The organism is Methylobacterium phyllostachyos (assembly GCF_900103445.1).
Lineage (GTDB): Bacteria > Pseudomonadota > Alphaproteobacteria > Rhizobiales > Beijerinckiaceae > Methylobacterium > Methylobacterium phyllostachyos.
Genome location: NZ_FNHS01000007.1, coordinates 278,955 through 298,802 on the forward strand (window position 1 = coordinate 278,955; position 19,848 = coordinate 298,802).

Genomic DNA, 19,848 nt, shown 5'->3' on the forward strand with positions numbered 1-19,848 from the left:
GGGTTCCCGAAGGGCGAGCCCTTTGGCGGGGTGTTGGGGCAGAGCCCCGACATCGGGCTTCGCCCGAACCCATCAGGGCTCTGCCTTGAACCCGCAAAAGGCCTTGGCCTTTTGAAACCCGCATCCTACCGCCGCCGGCGCGCCCCGGCTTCCGCGACCCGCAGCAGCGCCGCGGAGGCCAGGGCATGCGCCAGCTCCGGCTCGGCCCGCCGGCAGGCCAGGACGGCGGCCTGTAGGGCCACCGCAGCCTGACGTAGGGTGCCGGGTGCCCAGGTGCCGAGTTGCCCCTCCAGGCTGGCCTTGCGCTTGAAATGCAGGCCCCGCCACGTCGCCACCATCATGGCGGGCGTCTTCTCAGGGTTGTCCAGCCGGGTCGTCAGCAGCGTCAGGGCGTGCCGCAGGGCCGAGCCCAGCACCACGCCAGGGTCCAGGCCCTCATGCCGGAACCGCCGGTAATCGCGCTCCACGGCCTCCCGGCGCCCGTCGAAGGCGGCGTCGATCAGGGTGTTGAGCACGCTCGCCGCCACGTCGCTGGTGATGGCCTCCACATGGTCGAGCGTCACGGTGCCCTCCCCCGCGGCGTAAAGGGCGAGCTTCTCGATCTCCATCAGGCTCGCCCGGCGGTCGCCACCGAGGCTGCGCGCCAGCACCTCCCGGGCGGCCCGGTCGATCCGCAGGCCACGCTCCTGCAGGGTCCGGTCGATCAGGTCGGCAAGGGTCCGCTCGTCGTCGGCGTAGCAGGGAATCGCCAGCGCCTTGGGTGAACGCTCGCACAGGGTACGCAGGGGATTGTTCTTGGCGAGATCGCCGCCCTCCACGACGATGCGAGCATCGGCCACCGACGCGCCCAGCACGGCCTCGACGGCCGGCGCGTAGTTGCGGGTCCCGGGGCGAACCCAGATCGACCGGCGGCCACCGAACAGGCCCATCGTGCCGGCCTCGTCGCAGAGCCGGCCCGGATCGGAGGCGAGCGCGTCGCCGTCGATCCGCACCAGCGCGAAGGGGTCCGACGGGTCGGTGACGAAATCTTCGGCGAGCTTGCGCGCGCGCTCGGTCACGAGGCCGGTATCGGGCCCGTAGACCAGGATCACCGGGATGCGCGGGTCGGGCCCGCGCCGGATCAGCCCCTCGATCTCACCGGCCTTGACGGCAACCACGTCGGCTTACGGCTTCGTCGACAGCACGGCGGCCAGCCGGCTCTTGATCTGGTCGGACAGCACGCTGGCGAGCCGGATCTCGGCGTCACGCGCCGCCCGCTGGCTGGCGAAGCGCTGGACCGAGCGATCGTAGGTCGCGGTCGAGGTCGCCACACCCTCGGTGTAGACCTTGGTGCCCGACATATCCTCCAGGCTGTACTTGATGTTGGCCACCAGGGTGCCGGCCTCGGCGCGGCCGGTGGTCGAGGACACGATCGGGGTCTGCACGATCTCGGAGCCCGAGAGCTTCAGCCGGTAGCGCTTGGTCGCGGGCTGGCCCGAGCCGTCGAGGTCGAACACCAGCTCGCTGCGCAGGTAGTGGCCGAGCCGCTCCTGGCCCTGTGCCATCGCGACGTCGTCCACCTGCACGGAGGCCAGCAGCGCCGGAACCGATTCGCCCGAGGCGGTCGGCCCGTAGAGCGGGCGGAAACAGGCCGACAGGCTCACGCTGAGCCCGACCACACAGGCGAGGCGTGCGATCCGCCCCGCAACCGATACGCCCGTACCCACCATCACGCTGTCGTTCCGCCCCGCTTCGCCGGATCGTTCTAGCGCGGACACCGCGTGCCGCGCCACGAGGCTAAAGGCCAAGTGTTACGATTCCTCTGTTACGCACCCCATGCGGCGAGAGCGTGGTCGTCTGGTTTCAGAGTGTCGCCAAGTAGCCGGAAACGGTGATCACGGCCAGCACGGTGGAGACCAGCACCACGGTGGCGGTCAGGTCCGCCTCACGCCGGTAGAACTCCGCCAGCATGAACGGCCCGGTGCCGGTGGGCAGCGCCGCCATCAGCACGGCGGTGTGGAGCAGGAGGGGTGGGAGATCGAACACGTACCGGCCGAGCCCGTAGGCGAGCAGCGGGTGGGCGGCGAGCTTCAGCCCGACCAGTAAGCCTGCAACCCGCGCGTGCCCGTCCCTCCCCGGCCCGCCCCGGTTCCGGCGCTTCTGGGCGAGGAACAGGCCGAGCGCTACCAGGGCGCAGGGCGAGGCCGCGCCCCCGAGGAGTTTCAGGAACGTCTCCACGGGCGCCGGCACGGCGAGGCCGAGGCTCGGCACCAGGGCGCCGAGCGCCGGGGCGACCAGCAACGGGTTGCGCACCAGGGAGCGGCCCACCGCAAGCCAGATCGGCACACACCGACCCGCATTCAAGTCCCCCGGCCCGCTCGCCGGATCCGCCCGGCGCAGCCCGATCTCGATCAGCACGATCGCCACCGCGAACACGGCGCAGACCGTGAGGATCACCGCCACCGTGGTGGGAGCGAGCGCCTCCGGCCCGAAGGCGACGAGCGCCAGGGGGAAGCCCATGAAGCCGACATTGGCGTAGCCCGCATTGAGGCCGTCGAGGGCGGCATCCGCCAGGGGGCGCCCTGCCCCGCGCTGGATCAGGACAGTGAACGTGAACACCGCGAGACTGCTCAGCCCGAAGGCGCCGATGAAGCCGGGCTTCCAGAGGGCGGCCCAGTGGGCATGGGCGGTGACGTCGAACAGCAGCGCCGGCAGGGCCAGGAAGACCACGAACCGGTTGAGCTCCGTGGTGGCGGCGGCGCCGAGCACGCCGATCCGCCGGGCGAGCCACCCGGCGAAGACGAGCGCGAAGATCGGCAGCACGACCAGGAGGGTCGACAGCATGGCGGGTCCGGACCGGAGGACGAGGCTCCGGCCTTAGGACGGATTGCCCGCCGATCTCCAGTGCCGGGGGCGGGGACCTGCCATGCCGGTGTTCCCGCCCCCCTGCCCGCGAGACCGCTACCAGCGGTAGATCAAGCTGCCGATGACGGTCGCGGGGGCGCCGCGGTAGCAGTAGCCGGCTTGGCAGTTGTAGTAGTCCCGGTCAAAGATGTTGAACGCATTGATCTGCGCGCGAAAACCTTTGTACTTCGGATCGATCGCAGCAAAATCGTAGGCCACCAGCGCGTCGAACAGCGTGACGGTGGGATTGCGCACCGTGTTCTCGTCATCGGCGAAGCTGTTGGCATTGAACCGGATGCCGCCGCCGATCGTCAATCCGCGCAACGCGGAGGAGGGTGGGAACAGGTAGGTCAGGAAGGACGCGAACGTGTCACCCGGGATACCCGACAGCCGGTTGCCGTCGATGGCCGCGCCGGTGACGGCCGAAGTCTGCCGGACGAAGCGGAAATCCAGGTGGGTGTAGGCAACCGTCAGGTTGGTGCCGGGCGCGAAATTCGCCGTCGCCTCCATCTCGAAGCCGCGGGAATTCACCGCGCCGGTCGCCACTTGGTTGGCGAAGTTCGTGGGATCCTGACGCAGGATGCTGGTCTGGTTGATGTCGAAGCCTGCAATGGCGGCGCTGATGTTCGTGCCCGGGATCAGGTATTTCACGCCGGCCTCGATCTGATCGCCGGTCGCGGCCCTGTAGGGGCGGCCCGTAACCGTATTGACGCCGACCTGCGGGGTGAAGGTCGTGGCGTAGCTCGCGTAGGGCACGAGGCCGGGGGCCAGCTCGTAATTGAGGCCGGCGCGGTATGTGAAGGCGCTGTCGTTCTGGCTCTGCGGGCCGGCGATCACGCCCCGGGTGTTGCTCGCCGTATCGGAGGCGACCCAGTCCTGCCGGCCGGTCAGCGTGAGCACGAACTGCCCCCACTTCGCCTGTTCCTGGATGTAGAGCCCAACCTGATCCTGCGCCTGACGCGACGAGCGATCGATGCTGGGGCGGGCGATCGGCTGGCGCCCGTAGTTGAGGGTGAGCAGGTCGAGGTCCGGCGCCACGCCGAAGCCGGCGATGCTGTCGAAGTCGTAGTGATAGTAGTCGATGCCGGCCAGCAGCGTGTGGGCGACCGGGCCGGTCCGGACATGGCCTTCGAGCTGGGTGTCCACCGCGAACGAGGTCAGGGACTGCTTTAACAGGCCGGTGGAGCGCTGCGCGCTGAGCCCTGTGACCGAATCAACCTGCGTGTACGAGAAGTTCGCGTCCGCGCCGGAATAGCGGAAGTTCTGCCGCAGGATCAGATCCGGCGAGAACACATGCTCGAAGGCATAACCAATGCGGTGCTGATCCGTCCGGTACGTGTTGAGCGCGCCGTCGCCCGAGTAGATCCGTGACACCCGGAAGCCCGGGAAGTTGTAGAAGCTCGCATTGCCCGGGACGTTCGATTCCTGAAATTCGGTGAGCAGCGTGAAGGTGGTGTCGGCTGCGGGCCGCCACGTGAAGGCCGGCGCGATGGTGAACCGGTCGTCCCGGACGCCGGGGCCGGGCAGGAAGGTGTCGGACTGGCGCGCGACGCCGGTCAGCCGATACGCCATCGTGCCGTCCGAACCCTCGATCGGGCCGCCGATGTCGAAATTGCCCTGATAGCGGTCGAAGCTGCCGCCTTGGAACCAGACTTCGCCAAACGGGGCGAAAACCGGACGCTTGCTGGTCACGTCGACGATGCCGCCGGGCGAGCCCAGGCCGTAGAGGCCGCTGGCCGGGCCGCGCAGGATTGTCAGCGCCTCAGCTCCGTAGGGCTCGATCCGCGGCACGGCGAAGCCGACGCCGGTCTGGCGCAGCCCGTCACGGAAGATGCCGTCATAGGTCTCGGCGAAGCCGCGGATGTAGAAGGAATCGGCGCGCGGGTCGAAGCCGAACACGTTGCTCGACACGCCCGGCGTGTAGGCCAGCGCCTCGTTGAGGCTCTGTACGTTGCGATCGTTGAGCTGCTCGCGGGTGACCACCGAGACGGATTGCGGGGTCTCGATCAACGGGGTGTTGGTCTTGGTGGCGGTGGGGCTGATCCGAGCGACGTAGCCGGTGACGCCAGAGGGGCCACCGCCACCGCCGCTCGTGGCTGCGCTGTTGCCGTCACCGCCGCTAACGTTGGCGCCGCCGGTGCCGGCGCCGCCCGGAAGGGCCGGGCGGGGGCCGACGGCCTCCACGGAGATCTCGTTGAGCTGGACGCTCGAGCTCTGGGCAAAAGCGGGGCTTGCGAGGGCTGTGGAGGCGAGAAGCAGCCCAAGGGGGGCGGAACGCATGAACATCGAGAACCCTGTTGTCGTGCCTTCTGTCAGCACTCCAGCTCACGATGGGATCTTCACGCTTTGTTGATCAAGCCAGAAACGTGTTGTAAATCACACACTTAGAAGACTTAAAATCTGGAACGATTCGAGCCTAGAAGTCCAGCGGCGGCTCGCGCAAGGCTTCTGTCTCCCGGCTGCAGATGGCCTGATCGGGGGGCGTCCCGGCCCCCGTCATGGCCGCGCGGAGCTCGGCGCGGGCCTTTTCCAGATCGGCCCGGAAGGTCGGATCGCCCATCAGGGCGGCGAAAACCGACGTGCCGGTGAGGCGTCCCGCCACCACGTCGCTGAGCCAGTGCACGCCGCACACGACTCGGCTCTCGCCATAGGCACGCCCGCGCACCAGGATCGGCGTCGCCTTCTCGGGCACCAGGGCGGCCAGGATCAGCGCGTAGGCCCAGCCCTGCGTCGCGTGGCCGGACGGGTAGCTGAAGCTGTCGGCGAGCTTCTCGGTCCGCTGCACACAGATCGGCGCTTCGTTACCCACGAAGGGGCGCAGGCGCCGGTAATGAACCTTCGGACCCCGAGTGGCATGGGCGAGGTCGAGGCGGGCGCGCTCCAGCAGGTTGATCACGGCCGGCACCCGGGCCTGGTCGATCCGGGTGCCGAGCACGCAGGCGAAGTTCTCCAGCACCGCCGCCGCACCCTCCGCCACGTCGTTGGCGGCGATCTCCCAGCGGGGACTGCCCTTGAGGGCGCGGGTGTTGGCGAAGGCCGCCCGGTCGGCCTTGTCGAGGGGCGCGTCGTGGCCGGGCGGCGGCGGCAGGATCTGGACCGCGTCCGGCAGCGCCGCGTCGGCGAGGTAGGGCTTCACGGCCGGCTTGCCGGGCTTGAGCGTATCGGCGCCGAGGGAGGGCGGGGCCGAGGGCTGCGCCGACGGGGCAGGGCGGGGCGCCTCTTCGGCCTGGGCCGGGATAGCGGATGCCAGCAGAAGGACGAGGATCGCCGAAGGGAAGGCAGGGCGGAGCGGGAGGCGCATCATCGGATCCGGGGCTCTGTCGGACGCTTCCGCGGGATGCCCCCGCGCTGCCGGACGAACGGTTCAGCCAGCCCGATCAGTCCGTGCACAGGCGGGGGGATCGTGTCCAGGGGCGGGATTCCCGCTGTTGAGCCCGGCGGCCGAAGGCGCGAACCCTGAGCGAACCGTTTCCGGCCCCCCCCCGATGGCTCAGCAGCTCGACCGCGCCCGACTCCTCGAAGCCTGTCGCCCTCGCCCCGTCGGTCCGGCGCGTCGCCGAGCGGATGGGCTTCGAGCGGGACTGGCTCAACGACGTGGTCGGCATGTTCACGCCGCTGGACGAGGACGAAACCCTGTTCGCGTTGGCCGGCACCTCCCCGGGTGCCCGCCCCAAGAACCCTCGGAGCCCGGCTGACCCAAGTGCGCCTCGATCCCGGGTTCGGAAGGTCGAGACCTTTCGCGGGTCCAGGGCAGCGCCCGGATCTCAGGGGCTCCGCCCCCGAACCCCTGCCCAAGGGCTCGCCCTTGGGAAACCCCGGATTTCTGATCAGACAGGCTTCCGGATCGCGGCCGCGACGGCGTCCGGGTGCTCCTCGTGCGGGCTGAGCGCCCCGGGGATCACGGCGCCCGTCACCCGGCCGGAGGCGATCAGCGCGTCCATCTCGGCGCCCGAGCGGCGCGGGGCGCCCTCGGGGCGCAGGACCAGGATCGGCGGAAGCGTCTCTGTGAACAGGTCGAGGAACTCCGTGCGGCTCGCCGCCGGGTCGAGACCGCCGGTCACGAAGGCGGCGGTGCCGAACCGGCCGTTGCGCTGGCGGGTGATGGCGTGCTTCTCGCGGATCAGAGCCGGGGTCACCCGGGCGGAATCGGCGAAGACGTGGGCGCGCATCATCCGGCCGATGATCGGCGGGCTGATGTTGATCCGGTAGAGGACCTCGCCGAGGAGCGGCGCCTCCACGGCCCGCCGGATGCGCGGGAACCAGTGGGCGCGGTCCGGCATCGCGGTGGGCAGCGGCCCCCGCCAGGTCGGTGCCACCAGCACCAGCCGGCCGAAGGTTTTTGGGTGGCGCCGCGCCGCCGCGACCAGATAGCCGGCGGCGTGGCCAGCTGCGACCCCGAGCGCATAGGGGCCCGGAGCGGCGTCGAGCAGCGCGTCCAGGAAGGCGTGGAACGTCTCCGGGGCCAGCGGCACCCGCGTCCGCGGACGGGCGCCGAAGCCCGGCCAATCGGGGATGCGGCAACGGTAGTCGGACCCAAGTGCACGGGCGAGGGCCTGCATCTCAGCCCGCGCCGAGATGGTCGAGAGGGCCGGGAGCAGCAGCGCCTCCGGCCCCTGCCCGATCCCGTCGCAGGGTGTCGGCACCGGCCGACCCGCCACCGTGAGGTTCAGCGCCTGCGTTTCCATCCGGCTTTCCACCGATCGGGGATCCCAAAGGGCCGTGCCCTTGGGTGGGTCGCCAGGGCAAAGCCCTGGCTGACGGCAACGCGCGTCAGGTGCGCAGCAACTCGTTGATGGCGGTCTTCGACCGGGTGCCGGCATCGACGCGCTTGACGATCACCGCGCAGTACAGGCCCGGGCCGGGCGAGCCGTCCGGCAGGGCCTTGCCGGGCATCGTGCCCGAGACCACCACCGAGTAGGGCGGCACGCGGCCATACATCACCTCGCCGGTGGTGCGGTCCACGATCTTGGTGGAGGCGCCGATATAGACGCCCATCGACAGGACGCTGCCCTGGCCGACGATCACGCCCTCCGCCACCTCGGCGCGGGCGCCGATGAAGCAGTCGTCCTCGATGATCACCGGGTTGGCCTGGAGCGGCTCCAGCACGCCCGCGATGCCGGCGCCGCCGGAGATGTGGCAGTTCTTCCCCACCTGCGCGCAGGAGCCGATCGTCACCCAGGTGTCGACCATCGTCCCCTCGCCGACATGGGCGCCGAGGTTGACGAAGCTCGGCATCAGCACGGCGCCCGGGGCGATGTAGGAGCCGCGGCGCACGAAGCAGCCCGGCACCGCGCGCAGGCCCGCGGCCCGGAACTCGGCCTCGCCCCAGCCGGCGAACTTGGAGGCGACCTTGTCCCACCAGGGCGCGCCGCCGGGGCCGCCCTCGATGGTCGCCATGTCGTTGAGGCGGAAGGAGAGCAGCACCGCCTTCTTCAGCCACTGGTTGACGACCCAATCCTGGTCGCCGGATTTCTCAGCGACCCGGGCCTTGCCGGAATCGAGCAGGTCGAGCGCCGCCTCGACGGCCTCGCGCACCGCGCCCTGGGTGGCGGTCGAGATATTGGCGCGGTCCTCCCAGGCGGCTTCGATGGTCTGGGCGAGATCGGAATGGGGCATGCCGGCCTGGGACATGAAGGTCGAAACACTCTCGTGGCGGGTGCCCGTGCTTACAAGCGGGCACCGGGGCTGTCACCTGAGGAGATGCCGTCGATCGCCACGAGGAGCGCCCGCACCTGATCGAGGTCGGCCACCAGACCGGCGAGGTCGTCCGCCAGAGTGTCGTGGACGGCCTGCGCGGCATCGGGGAACTCCTCCAACACACGGCGCATCAGCGTCGGGGTGATCCGCATGACCGCGGCGGCGCCCTCGGCCCGGGCCTCGGTGGGGCGCGTACCGCGTACGAACAGGGCGAGCTGGCCGATCAGCGCGGATCGCCCGGCCCGCACCGCCTCGCCCGCGCCGGTGCGGGGCGGTAGCCGGATCGTGCCCGACATCACCACGAAACCGCCATCGGCCGGATCGCCCCGGGCGAACAGCAAGTCGCCATCGGCAAGGTCGCGGCGCTCGGCCGCGAAGGTCAGCAGGCGCAGGGCATCCCGATCGAGGAACCCGAACAGCGGCGCGGCTGCGAGGATCGCGATATCGTCGTCGAGCCCCAAGAACGCCTCACCACCCTGCGCATACGCGACTCGATTGATCGCCTATACGGTAAACGTCTTTTCGTCAGGGCAGCAACTTGTATCCGCCGCCCTCCGTCACCAGAATGGCGGCGGTGGCCGGGTTCGGCTCGATCTTCTGGCGCAGCCGGTAGATATGCGTCTCCAGCGTGTGCGTGGTGACGTGGGCGTTGTAGCCCCAGACCTCGGCCAGCAGCGTGTCGCGGTTCACCACGGCCCGGCCCGCCCGGTAGAGGAAGCGCAGGATCGCGGTCTCCTTCTCGGTGAGCTTCAGCTTCGAGCCGCGCTCGCCGACCAGCAGCTTGGCGCCAGGCCGGAACGTGTAGGGGCCGATCTGGAACACCGCATCCTCGGAGGCCTCATGGCTGCGCAGGTGGGCGCGGATCCGGGCCAGCAGGATGCCGAACTTGAACGGCTTGGTGACGTAGTCGTTGGCGCCGGCCTCCAGCCCTTCGACATGGTCGGTCTCGGAATCCTGGGCGGTGAGCATGATCACCGGGCCGCGATAGCCGCCGGCGCGCATCCGGCGCACGGCCTCGCGCCCGTCGAGGTCGGGCAGGCCGACATCCATCACGGCGAGGTCGATGCGCTCCGCGGCCACCCGCCGGATCGCGTCCGCGGCGTTCGTCTCGGTGACCACCGAGAATTCCTCGCAGAGGTCGAGCTGCTCGGTAAGGGTGTCGCGCAGGATCGCGTCGTCGTCGCAGATCAGCAGGCGGTAGGCATTCGGCATCGTCCGGGTCCCAGGGCAGGCCATCGACAGGGGCGGGCGATCCGCCCCGGCCGCAGCGCGCGATAACTGACGGTTCTCGGCAGGATCGCGGTGATTCTGCGGAGGCTTCGTGTCCGCATCCGTGTTTCCCACCGGGATGGATGCGGTGACCAGGCCAGCCGAACCGGGACCGGAAGGGGCCCGGCCCGCGACAGGCCACGGACGAGAATCCTTCCGAATCCCGGCGCGGAAGTCCAGGATCCAGCCAAGGATAGTGCAGCCTTTCTGGCTGGAAATTGGCTTGTGCGCAATTTTTATCGGTCAACCGGCGGTGATCGGCCATAAAGCGCGCCGGGCGGGCGGTGCTACGAGTGAAGGAGGGGGGACATGCGGCGGCGCTTCGGTGGACAGGCTGCGGGTGTCCGCGTGACGGTCCGGGAGATCCGTGTGCGGGCCGTGGTGGGCAACAGGAGCCGGGGTCAATTGCTGGTCGGGCCGGCGGTGATCCCCTGCGCGCTCGGTGCCGGCGGCATCGTCAGCGACAAGCGCGAGGGCGATGGGGGCTCACCGCGCGGGCGGTTCCGGCTGCGCGGCGGCGCCTACCGGCCGGACCACCTCCGGATCCGCCCGCGCACGGCGCTGCCCCTGCGGGCGACCCGACCGGGGGACGGGTGGTGCGACGATCGCCGCGACCGCCGCTACAACCGGCCGCTTCCCCTGCCGGCACCGGGGGTAAGCGCCGAAGCGATGTGGCGGGACGACGGGCTCTACGACGTGGTGATCGACCTTGATTACAACCGGGGTCCGATCCGGAAGGGGCGGGGCTCAGCGATCTTCCTGCACATCGCCCGGGACGGCTATCGCCCCACGGAGGGCTGCGTCGCGCTGGCCCGGGCGGACCTGTTGCGGCTCATCCGCCGTCTCGGGCCACAGACGCATCTGCGGATCGGCTGATTTCTACGTCTTCGGCCGCCGCGCCCCGAAGATGGCGGTCCCGACCCGGACATGGGTGGCGCCGAGCTGGATCGCGGCCGGGAAGTCCGCGCTCATGCCCATGGAGAGGATCGGCAGGTTGTGCTCTTTGGCCAACCGGGCCAGCAGGGCGAAATGCGCCGAGGGCGGATCCTCCGCGGGAGGGATGCACATCAGCCCCTGGATCGCCAGCCCGTGCGTTTCGCGGCATTCGGTGAGCAGCGTGGCGAGCTGGTCCGGGAGAACGCCGCCCTTCTGCGGCTCCGCGCCGGTGTTGACCTGGATCAGCAGCTTCGGGGTCCGGCCGGACCGGTCGATCTCCTTGGCAAGAGCTGCCGCCAGCGATAGCCGATCCAGGGAATGGATCACGTCGAACAGCGCCACGGCTTCGCGGGCCTTGTTGGATTGCAGCGGCCCGACGAGGTGCAGCTCCACATCCGGATAGCGATCACGCAAAGCCGGCCATTTGGCCGTGGATTCCTGCACGTAGTTCTCACCGAACACACGCTGCCCCGCCCTGAGCGCCGGCAGGATGCCCTCGGCCGGCACGGTCTTGGAGATGGCGACCAGCTGGACCTCGGACGGGTCGCGCTCCGAATCCTCGGCCGCCTGGGCGATCGCCGCCCGCACCTCGGCGAGCCCGGCGGCCACATCGGCCTGCCCGACCGGCGGTTTTTCCGTCCGGTGCCCCATCCCGTCCGTCACCGGGGCGTTCGTGTCGATCGCCTGATCGTCCATGGCGTGCCTGTCCTGTCGCTGTCGGGCGCCACTCTGCGTCCCACGGTGCCAAGACGATAGCGATGCGGGCCGTGCCGAAAGGCCAGCTCTCCCATCCATCCCCTCATCCTGAGGTGCCGGCGCGCAGCGCAGGCCTCGAAGGAGTCCTCCAGCCGGCCGCGCGATCTCTGGAACCCTCCTTCGAGGCCCGCTGACGCGGGCACCTCAGGATGAGGGGGTGGATGGGATGACCCCGGCATTGAGGCCATCTCGTTTCTCGTCTCGGCGGACCTATGCGCTCGCGCGCCCCACGCAAGCCCGAATCGCGCGCTGCGTTGACCGGCTCCCGCGCAGATATGCTATCGCGGCGCAACCGTGCCGTCGTCGTTCCGCGGAACGACCGACGAGCCCCTGACCCCGCCGGATCCATGACCAGCACGACCACCCAACCCGTCGAGCGTTATAACGCCAAGGATGCCGAGCCGCGCTGGCAGGAGGCCTGGGCCACGCAGCGCCTGTTCGAGACCGACAATTCCGACCCCCGCCCGAAATACTATGTGCTGGAGATGTTCCCCTATCCGTCGGGGCGCATCCACATGGGCCATGTCCGCAACTACGCGATGGGCGACGTGGTGGCCCGCTACAAGCGCGCCCGCGGCTTCAACGTTCTGCACCCGATGGGTTGGGACGCCTTCGGGTTGCCGGCCGAGAACGCCGCCATGGAGCGCAAGGTCAACCCGCGGGACTGGACCTACGCCAACATCGCGTCGATGCGCGACCAGCTGAAGGCCATGGGCCTGTCGCTCGACTGGAGCCGGGAGATCGCGACCTGCGATCCCGACTACTACAAGCACCAGCAGCGCATGTTCCTGGACTTCCTGGACAAGGGCCTCGTTACCCGCCGCACCGCCAAGGTGAACTGGGACCCGGTGGACCACACGGTCCTGGCCAACGAGCAGGTGATCGACGGGCGCGGCTGGCGCTCCGGCGCCCTGGTGGAGCAGCGCGAGCTGACCCAGTGGTTCTTCAAGATCACCGATTTCGCCGAGGATCTGCTGACCGCCCTCGACGGGCTGGATCGCTGGCCGGAGAAGGTCCGGCTGATGCAGAAGAACTGGATCGGCCGCTCGGAGGGGCTGGAGGTCCGGTTCGCCCTGGCGCGGCCGGTGGCCGGCGCCGCCGATTCGGTGACCGTCTACACGACCCGGCCCGACACGCTGTTCGGTGCCAAGTTCCTGGCGATCGCCGCCGACCATCCGCTCGCCGCCGCTCTGGCCGCGGACCGGCCTGCGCTCCAGACCTTCATCGAGGAGTGCCGCCGCACCGGCACCGCGCAGGCCGCGATCGACACCGCCGAGAAGCACGGCTTCGACACCGGGCTCACCGTGCGCCATCCCCTGGACCCGTCCTGGGAGCTGCCGGTCTACGTGGCGAACTTCGTCCTGATGGAATACGGCACTGGCGCCGTGTTCGGCTGCCCGGCACACGACCAGCGTGACCTCGATTTCGCGAACAAGTACGGGCTCGGCAACACGCCCGTGGTCTGCCCCGAGGGCCAGGACCCGGCGACGTTCGTGATCACCGACACCGCCTATGTCGAGGACGGGCGGATGATCAATTCGCGCTTCCTCGACGGGCTGAGCACCGACGCAGCCTTCGAGAGCGTGGCGCGGCGCCTGGAAGGGGAGGGGGTCGCCACCCGCAAGGTGCAGTTCCGCCTGCGCGACTGGGGCGTCTCGCGCCAGCGCTACTGGGGCTGCCCGATCCCGATCATCCACTGCGAGTCCTGCGGGCCGGTCCCCGTGCCGGTAGCCGACCTGCCGGTGAAGCTGCCCGAGGAGGTCTCCTTCGATAAGCCCGGCAACCCGCTGGAGCGGGACGCCGCGTGGCGCAACGTGGCCTGCCCGCAATGCGGCGCCCCGGCCCGGCGCGAGACCGACACGATGGACACCTTCGTCGATTCGTCCTGGTACTATGCCCGCTTCACCGCGCCCTGGCTCACGGACGCTCCCACCGACCGCGCCGTGGTCGATCGCTGGCTGGCGGTGGACCAGTATATTGGCGGCATCGAGCATGCGATCCTGCACCTGCTCTACGCCCGGTTCTTCATGCGGGCGATGCGCGAGACCGGCTGGGCCGGCGTTGCCGAGCCGTTCGCCGGCCTGTTCACGCAGGGCATGGTGGTGCACGAGACCTACAAGGACGCGGCCGGCGCTTGGGTGCCCCCGGCCGAGATCCGCTTCGCCACCGAGGAGGGCGAGCGCCGCGCGTTTCACGTGAAAACTCAGGCGCCGATCGCGATCGGCCCGATCGAGAAGATGTCGAAGTCGAAGAAGAACGTGGTCGATCCCGACGACATCATCGCGAGCTACGGGGCCGACACGGCGCGCTGGTTCATGCTCTCCGACTCGCCGCCCGAGCGCGACGTGATCTGGACCGAGGAGGGCGTGCAGGGCGCGGCCCGCTTCGTCCAGAAGGTCTGGCGGCTGGTGAACGCCGCCGGGCAGGCCACCGGCGACGGCGCCGCGGATCTCGCCCTGCGCAAGGCCGCCCACCGGGCGCTGGCCTCCGTGCAGGACGATATCGAGCGCCTGCGCTTCAACCGCTGCGTGGCCCACATCTACACCCTGGCCAACGCCCTGGAGGATGGCTTGCGCGGCCCGGTCTCGCCGGCGGTCGCCAAGGAGGCGGCGGGCATCCTGGTTCAGCTCATCGCCCCGATGATGCCGCATCTGGCGGAGGAATGCTGGTCGGTGCTGGGCCGCCCGGGTCTCGTCGCGCAGGCGCCCTGGCCGGAGGCGGAGGCCGGGCTTCTGGTCGAGGACGAGATCACCCTGCCGGTCCAGATCAACGGCAAGAAGCGGGCGGACGTCACCGTGAAGCGGGACGCCGACGCCAAGGCTGTCGAGACCGCGACCCTGGCGCTGGAGGCGGTGCAGACTATCCTGGAGGGGCGGGCGCCCCGGAAGGTGATCGTGGTGCCGGGGCGGATCGTGAATCTGGTGGTGTGACGCGTCGGGCGGCGGCGACCCTGGCCGGCGCACTCCCAACCGGCACCTCATCCTGAGGTGCCGGAGCGCAGCGGAGGCCTCGAAGGAGACCTTCAGCCAGCGTGCGATCCCTGGAGCCCTCCTTCGAGGCTCGCTGCGCTCACACCTCAGGATGAGGTCGAGAGTTGGATGGCCGCCCTATAAGCTACGGCGCCGCCAATCCCGGATCCTGACCGCTGGCTTCCAGGCCGCGGCGCACGAGCCCATCCCGCTTCGCCTGCGCGATGAACGCCGCGAGATAGGCCGCCCCCGCCGCGCGCCCGACCGGCAAACCCATCGCCTGCGGAATCTCCATGAAGTGCCCCGGCAGCAGCCGCACCTCCGGATGCGTGGTCGCATAGGCGGCGAGCGGCTGCGCCACCCCGGCCGCCACCTCCAGCCCGTCCCGCGCGAAGGCCGTGACCGCCTCGGCCGAGGTCGGCGCCCGCACCAGGGTCGCGTGCTTGAGGCTCCGGCTCAGGAACAGGTCGTAGGCGCTGCCGCGACCCACCGAGACCCGCACGCCGTCGCGGTCGACCGCCTCCGGGGACCGGATTGGTGAAGCCTCCAGCACGAGGTAGCTGCCGGCGATCAGCACGTAGGGCGCCGTGAAGGCGATGCCCTCGGCTCGCTTGGGGTCGATCGCCAGGAAGCAGATGTCCCAGCTCCCCGACCCTGCCGAGCCCGAGACCGCGCCGGCCCCCGGGAAGGTCACGAACGTCACCGGCACGCCGAGCCGCGCGGCGAGCGCCCGGGCGAGGTCAGCCGAGACCCCCATGGGCCCATCCGGTCCGGCCTGCGCCAGCACCGGGTTGCCGAGGTTGATTGCCGCCCGGAGGGTGCCGGTGGGGGCGAGATCGTGCAGGATCGCGGGATCGGGCGTCAGGGACACGGGCGGCATGGGCGTCGTCTCCGCGTGGGCAAGGGCCGGGAGGAGAAGCCCGCAGAGCGCCGCCGCAAGAATCCGCATCAGGCCCGCTCGACCTGACCCGTCGGCGCCGCCCCCTTGCTGCCGCGTCGGCGGCGGCGCGCCAGCATGTTGAGGCCCTCGACACCGGCCGAAAACGCCATGGCGGTGTAGATGTAGCCCTTCGGCACGTGCGCCCCAAAACCCTCGGCGATCAGCACCATGCCGATCATGATCAGGAAGCCGAGCGCCAGCATCACCACGGTGGGGTTGCGGGCGATGAAGGCCGAGAGCGGCTCGGCGGCGATCAGCATCACCGCGACCGCGATGATCACCGCCACCATCATCACCGGCACATGCTCGGTCATGCCGACCGCCGTGATGATCGAGTCGATCGAGAACACGAGGTCGAGCAGCAGGATCTGGCCGATCGCCGCGCCGAAGCCGAGGCCGCCGCCGCCGGATTCCTGGGTCTCCGGATCGGGATCGACGCTGTGATGGATCTCCTTGGTGGCCTTCCAGAGCAGGAACAGGCCGCCGCCGATCAGGATCAGGTCGCGCCAGGAGAAGTCCTGGCCGAACACCGAGAAGACCGGCTCGGTCAGGTGCACGATGAACGCGACGGTGCCCAGCAGCCCGAGCCGCAACACCAGCGCCAGCCCGATGCCGATGCGCCGGGCCCGGGTCTGCTGCTCGGCTGGCAGCTTGTTGGTCAGGATCGAGATGAAGATCAGGTTGTCGACGCCGAGCACCACCTCCATCACCACGAGGGTCGCGAGGGCGGCCCAGACGGCGGGCTGGCTGGCGAGCTGGATCAGGTCGGTCACTGGGGGCCCTCGCTGCTGGGGAACAGGCGGCTGCCCAGCGCCAGGAGGTCGAACGGGCTCGGACCGCGCACCGGCTCGGGGGCGAAGACCTGCAGGATCTTCGGGACGACCTTGAAATGGGCGGGCGTGTGCGTGGTCAGTTCGCCGTCGGTGTTCACCGGGCGGGGCCGGCGGGTCGAGATCCGGAGTTCCTGGGTTTCGAAGGCGCGCACGTCGGCGGCCCGGCCGTGCGTGCCCCGCCGCAGCGCGGGCAGCAGCGCGATCAGCCGCCACCAATGGTTGATCTCCAGGCTGTAGAAATCGAGCTTGCCGTCATCCACCGAGGCGCTCTCCGCGACCGTCATGCCGCCGCCGTAGTGCCGGCCGTTGCCGACCGAGACCTGAATGGTGGTGACCTTCTCCACCACGCCGTCGTGCTCGATCGTCACCGTGAAGGGCCGGACCCGGCGCAGCACCCGGATCGCCGCCACCGCGTAGCCCAGCACGCCGAACGTCTTCTTCGCGTCCGCCGTCAGCTCGCCCGCGAGTTCCGCCGAGAATCCGATGCTCGCCACATTGAAATAGTAGTGGCCGTTGACCCAGCCGAGATCGACCGGCCGCGCCTGCGCGGTCGGGATGAAGCGGGCGGCTTCCAGGGGATCGAGCGGCAGGTTGAGGGAGCGGGCGAGGTCGTTGGCCGTGCCGAGCGGCAGGATGGCCAGCGGCAGGCCGCTCTCCACCAGAGCGGGGGCCGCGAAGTTCATGGTGCCGTCGCCGCCGCCGAGGATCACGAGGTCGACCGCCCCGGCCTGCTTGCCGATCTCCTCGCGGCAATCGGCGTCCGGCGGCGGCTCCACCGGCTCGATGCCGCCCGCGCGCAGGATCCGGCGGACCTCGTCGAGGTCGAGGCCGCCGTTGCGAGCCTTGGCGTTGCAGATCAGCAGGGCCCGGCGCGGTGCAGCGCTCATCGGCGGCTCCTCGATCTTAGGGTCGGGGATCGCGGGGTCGGATAGGCCTCGGTGTCGGGTCGGACCACAGAATCCTCGGAGGGCGGCGGGGGAGCGAACGGATGAAACCAGGGAACGCCCAGAGCCGAGATCGACCTCGACCGTGACTGTCCCCGACTTGGTACCCAAACGCACGAACGCAACCCCATCATCCCCGCAATCCAGGGCTGGTCGCCGCCGTACGATCGGGCAGGATGTAAGGCGCGCCCGAACCGTTCGTGGAACTCGTCCCCCACGCAGGCGCGTTCCCATTCATGCCCGCCCCGGCCGCCAGGAAGGCACCGATGTCCGCCACCCGCCCCGCACGACCACAGACCCTTGCCCTCGGTCTGATCCTGCCGCTCGCCCTCGCCGGCACCGCCGCGGCTCAGCAGCAGGGCCCGGCGGGCCGGAGCGGCTGGGTCGACCCGCCGCCGCGGGCCGCCGTGTCGGCTGCGGCCAAGGAGCCGGCCAAGGAGGCGGCGAAGGGCGTGGTGAAGGATTCCGGTGTCCAGGATACCAGCACTGCGCAGGCGAAGATCCAGCCCGAAGGCGCTGCCGCACCGTCCCGTCAAGCTGCCAGACCGGAGCCGGGTGAGGATGCCCTGCCGAAGGCGGCCGCGACGCGGGTGCCGGATTCGAAGCGAGCAGCCGCCCTGGAGCGTCCGCCGGTCCGGGCGGGCCTGCGCCGCCAGGAAGCGCGCGAAGACGTGCGCCACGAGGCCCGGCATGCCGCGCATCACGAGGTCCGCCGCCCACACCGGCTTGCCGAGACGCCGGCTGCCCTCGGCGCGGCGCCGGGCGCCTCAGCCGAGCGCGCCGCTGCCGCCCGGGCGCTGACGGCCCGCTATCTTGCCACCGTCTCGGGCTCCGGCGACACCATGGTGGGGGCCGCGACCCAGTTCTACGCGACGCGGGTGCGGTTCTACGGTCGGCCGATCACAACGGCGGGGCTTGTGGCCGAGAAGCGCAGCTTCGTTCAGCGCTGGCCCGAGCGGCGCTACGAGCCGCGGGCGATGCAGGCCGCCTGCGATGCCGAGACCTGCACGATCCGCACGCGCGTCGATTTCCGCACGGCCAATCCGGGGCGCGGCGCCGTTTCCAGTGGCGAGGCCGAACTTGTCCTGGAAGTGGGCTTTGCGGGCACGCGGCCTTACATCCTCGGGGAGACCGGCCGGGTCCTGCGGCGGAGCATCCAGGCCGGAACCCTGGCTGCTTCGCCTGGCAAGGCGTAAAGAGCCACCATCATCGTCCCGCTGCTGAGCGGGTGCATGGGGACGGCCGAGGGGATAAATCCCGGTGATCGGACGTTTTGTTTGGCGCTTCCGCGTGGGTCCGGCCGATGGGCTCGGGTCGCGTGGCTGATGCCGGGATCGGGTGGATGACGTCTTCGACCGTGTTGGGGAAACAGGAGGTGGAGCCGGACCGTCCGGCCCTCGACGATCCCGGCCGCCTCGCCCTGCGCGCGGCGATCCGGGCCGAGATCGTCCGCGCCCGTCCGCGCCCCGTGGCGGTACGGACCCTCGAGCTCCTGGCCGAGGCCGCCTGCGCCCCCGATTCGGACGGGGCCGGCCCGCGGGTGCTCGACCGGCAGGGCAACCTCCGCCTGCGGGACGGCACGTCCGAGCCGATGACCCTGGCGGATCTCGTGGCGGACCTGCACGCCCGGCATCCCGCCCTGTTCCTGCCGCCCGAGCCCGAGGTTGACCCGGTTCCGGCGCCCGGCGAGGAGCCCCGGGATTCGGCGCTGCTGACCGGCGCTTACGAGATGAAGGCCGCCACCGCGCGCTTCGTCGGCACCCAGTCCGAACGGGCCCGCTCCCTGGCGGAGCGCTCGTCGGAGCAGGGCCGGGTCCTGGCGCAGAACGCCGCCGGCCGGTTCGCCACCCTGCGGACGACCCTGCGGGGCCGGTTCGCCCGCCCCGCTGAGGCTGCCGCCGAGGCCGGCCCTGCGCAGACATCCGCGCCGATTGCCGGCGTAGAGCCAGCCTGGAACACCGGACCCGGCCGGTTCGGCGAGGCTGTCCGCGGCAGTCTGGACCATCTGCGCGACCGGATCGGCTTCGGCGGAGGCCACGAGGATGAGGGTGCGCGCCGGCACCGCCGCCTGCTGGTGGGTGCGGGGATCGGTACCCTGGCGGCGGTGGTCGCCGCGGGGCTCGTCCTGGAACACCCAGCTCCGGAATCCAAACGCCCGGCCGCTCCGGCCACGTCCCGGCCGGACGCTCCGAGTGGCACCCCGAACGGCGTTTCCCAAAGCGCGCCCGCCGCTGCCCCCGACACGGTGACGCCGCCGCCCGAGACGGGCGGCGATTCCGAGCCCGACACGCCGCTGCCACCGAACGCCGTGGCCGGACAGGCCCAGGTGATCGATACCGCGACCCTCAAGGTCGGCGGCAAGGTCGTGCACCTGTTCGGCGTCGAATGGGTGCGGGGCGGCCAAGCCGAGGAACTCGCCCGCTACATCGGCAGCCGGCCGGTGACCTGCCAGCCCGCCTCCGGCAGCACGACCATGAACTGCCTCGTGGATGGGCGCGACCTCTCCGAGGTGGTGCTGTTCAACGGCGGCGGCCGTGCCTCCCCGGAGGCGAGCCCCGAACTGGTCGCGGCCGAGGATCACGCTCGGAGCGAGCGGCTCGGCGTCTGGAAGCGCTAGAGGA

The 19,848-nt window shown here is 70.5% G+C and carries 17 protein-coding genes; 4 read left to right on the forward strand and 13 right to left on the reverse strand.

Going from position 1 to position 19,848, the window contains the following annotated elements; all coding sequences use genetic code 11:
• Positions 1–125: 125 nt before the first annotated feature.
• The 9 genes from holA to BLQ49_RS13615 form a co-directional block, all read right to left on the reverse strand.
• Entirely contained in the window at positions 126–1,157 is a 1,032-nt protein-coding gene (gene holA / locus BLQ49_RS13575) for a DNA polymerase III subunit delta (protein WP_091716432.1), read from the reverse strand.
• 6 nt (positions 1,158–1,163) lie between these two features.
• Positions 1,164–1,709 (reverse strand): LPS assembly lipoprotein LptE, encoded by a 546-nt coding sequence (gene lptE, locus BLQ49_RS13580; RefSeq protein ID WP_091716433.1) that lies wholly within the window; start codon positions 1,707–1,709, stop codon positions 1,164–1,166.
• Between the two features lie 133 nt (positions 1,710–1,842).
• Complete coding sequence (locus BLQ49_RS13585) at positions 1,843–2,823, reverse strand: AEC family transporter (protein ID WP_091716434.1); 981 nt, start codon at positions 2,821–2,823, stop codon at positions 1,843–1,845.
• A 117-nt stretch (positions 2,824–2,940) separates the two neighbouring features.
• Positions 2,941–5,169 carry a TonB-dependent siderophore receptor gene (locus tag BLQ49_RS13590; protein WP_091716435.1) on the reverse strand — a complete coding sequence of 743 codons (2,229 nt, stop codon included), beginning with the start codon at positions 5,167–5,169 and terminating at the stop codon, positions 2,941–2,943.
• A 130-nt stretch (positions 5,170–5,299) separates the two neighbouring features.
• Positions 5,300–6,187, reverse strand: a complete 888-nt coding sequence (locus tag BLQ49_RS13595; RefSeq protein WP_091716436.1) for an acid phosphatase — start codon at positions 6,185–6,187, stop codon at positions 5,300–5,302.
• 523 nt (positions 6,188–6,710) lie between these two features.
• Positions 6,711–7,568, reverse strand: a complete 858-nt coding sequence (locus BLQ49_RS13600) for an alpha/beta fold hydrolase (protein ID WP_091716437.1) — start codon at positions 7,566–7,568, stop codon at positions 6,711–6,713.
• A gap of 85 nt (positions 7,569–7,653) precedes the next feature.
• Complete coding sequence (gene dapD / locus BLQ49_RS13605; RefSeq protein ID WP_091716498.1) at positions 7,654–8,499, reverse strand: 2,3,4,5-tetrahydropyridine-2,6-dicarboxylate N-succinyltransferase; 846 nt, start codon at positions 8,497–8,499, stop codon at positions 7,654–7,656.
• Between the two features lie 50 nt (positions 8,500–8,549).
• On the reverse strand, positions 8,550–9,041 hold the full coding sequence (locus tag BLQ49_RS13610; RefSeq protein WP_091716438.1) for a cyclic nucleotide-binding domain-containing protein: 492 nt from the start codon (positions 9,039–9,041) through the stop codon (positions 8,550–8,552).
• Positions 9,042–9,105: 64 nt separating this feature from the next.
• Positions 9,106–9,792, reverse strand: coding sequence for a response regulator transcription factor (locus BLQ49_RS13615; protein ID WP_091716499.1), 687 nt, complete (start codon positions 9,790–9,792; stop codon positions 9,106–9,108).
• Positions 9,793–10,158: 366 nt separating this feature from the next.
• Here BLQ49_RS13615 and BLQ49_RS13620 point away from each other — a divergent pair, with 366 nt between their 5' ends.
• Complete coding sequence (locus BLQ49_RS13620; RefSeq protein ID WP_091716439.1) at positions 10,159–10,725, forward strand: L,D-transpeptidase family protein; 567 nt, start codon at positions 10,159–10,161, stop codon at positions 10,723–10,725.
• 3 nt (positions 10,726–10,728) lie between these two features.
• Here the strand turns inward: BLQ49_RS13620 and BLQ49_RS13625 are convergent, their stop codons facing one another.
• The gene (locus BLQ49_RS13625; RefSeq protein ID WP_091716500.1) at positions 10,729–11,436 is read right to left on the reverse strand and encodes a YggS family pyridoxal phosphate-dependent enzyme; all 708 of its coding nucleotides are present in this window, start codon (positions 11,434–11,436) and stop codon (positions 10,729–10,731) included.
• Positions 11,437–11,888: 452 nt separating this feature from the next.
• On the opposite strand from BLQ49_RS13625, the gene leuS reads away from it, so the two are divergent.
• A complete protein-coding gene (gene leuS / locus BLQ49_RS13630; protein WP_091716440.1) occupies positions 11,889–14,471 on the forward strand; it encodes a leucine--tRNA ligase in 2,583 nt (860 codons plus the stop codon).
• A gap of 184 nt (positions 14,472–14,655) precedes the next feature.
• Here leuS and BLQ49_RS13635 read toward each other — a convergent pair whose 3' ends face one another.
• Genes BLQ49_RS13635 through BLQ49_RS13645 form a run of 3 tightly spaced genes read right to left on the reverse strand, consistent with a single transcriptional unit; the run spans position 14,656 to position 17,170 of the window.
• Complete coding sequence (locus tag BLQ49_RS13635; RefSeq protein WP_091716441.1) at positions 14,656–15,459, reverse strand: transporter substrate-binding domain-containing protein; 804 nt, start codon at positions 15,457–15,459, stop codon at positions 14,656–14,658.
• A complete protein-coding gene (locus tag BLQ49_RS13640; protein WP_091716442.1) occupies positions 15,459–16,223 on the reverse strand; it encodes a TerC family protein in 765 nt (254 codons plus the stop codon). Before BLQ49_RS13640 ends, BLQ49_RS13635 begins: the two co-directional genes overlap by 1 nt.
• Positions 16,220–17,170, reverse strand: coding sequence for a lipid kinase (locus BLQ49_RS13645; RefSeq protein WP_091716443.1), 951 nt, complete (start codon positions 17,168–17,170; stop codon positions 16,220–16,222). Before BLQ49_RS13645 ends, BLQ49_RS13640 begins: the two co-directional genes overlap by 4 nt.
• Before the next feature lie 323 nt (positions 17,171–17,493).
• Here BLQ49_RS13645 and BLQ49_RS13650 point away from each other — a divergent pair, with 323 nt between their 5' ends.
• Both BLQ49_RS13650 and BLQ49_RS13655 read left to right on the forward strand, forming a co-directional pair.
• A complete protein-coding gene (locus BLQ49_RS13650) occupies positions 17,494–18,423 on the forward strand; it encodes a hypothetical protein (RefSeq protein WP_244507578.1) in 930 nt (309 codons plus the stop codon).
• Positions 18,424–18,569: 146 nt separating this feature from the next.
• Positions 18,570–19,844 carry a nuclease gene (locus BLQ49_RS13655; protein ID WP_091716445.1) on the forward strand — a complete coding sequence of 425 codons (1,275 nt, stop codon included), beginning with the start codon at positions 18,570–18,572 and terminating at the stop codon, positions 19,842–19,844.
• Positions 19,845–19,848 lie beyond the last annotated feature (4 nt).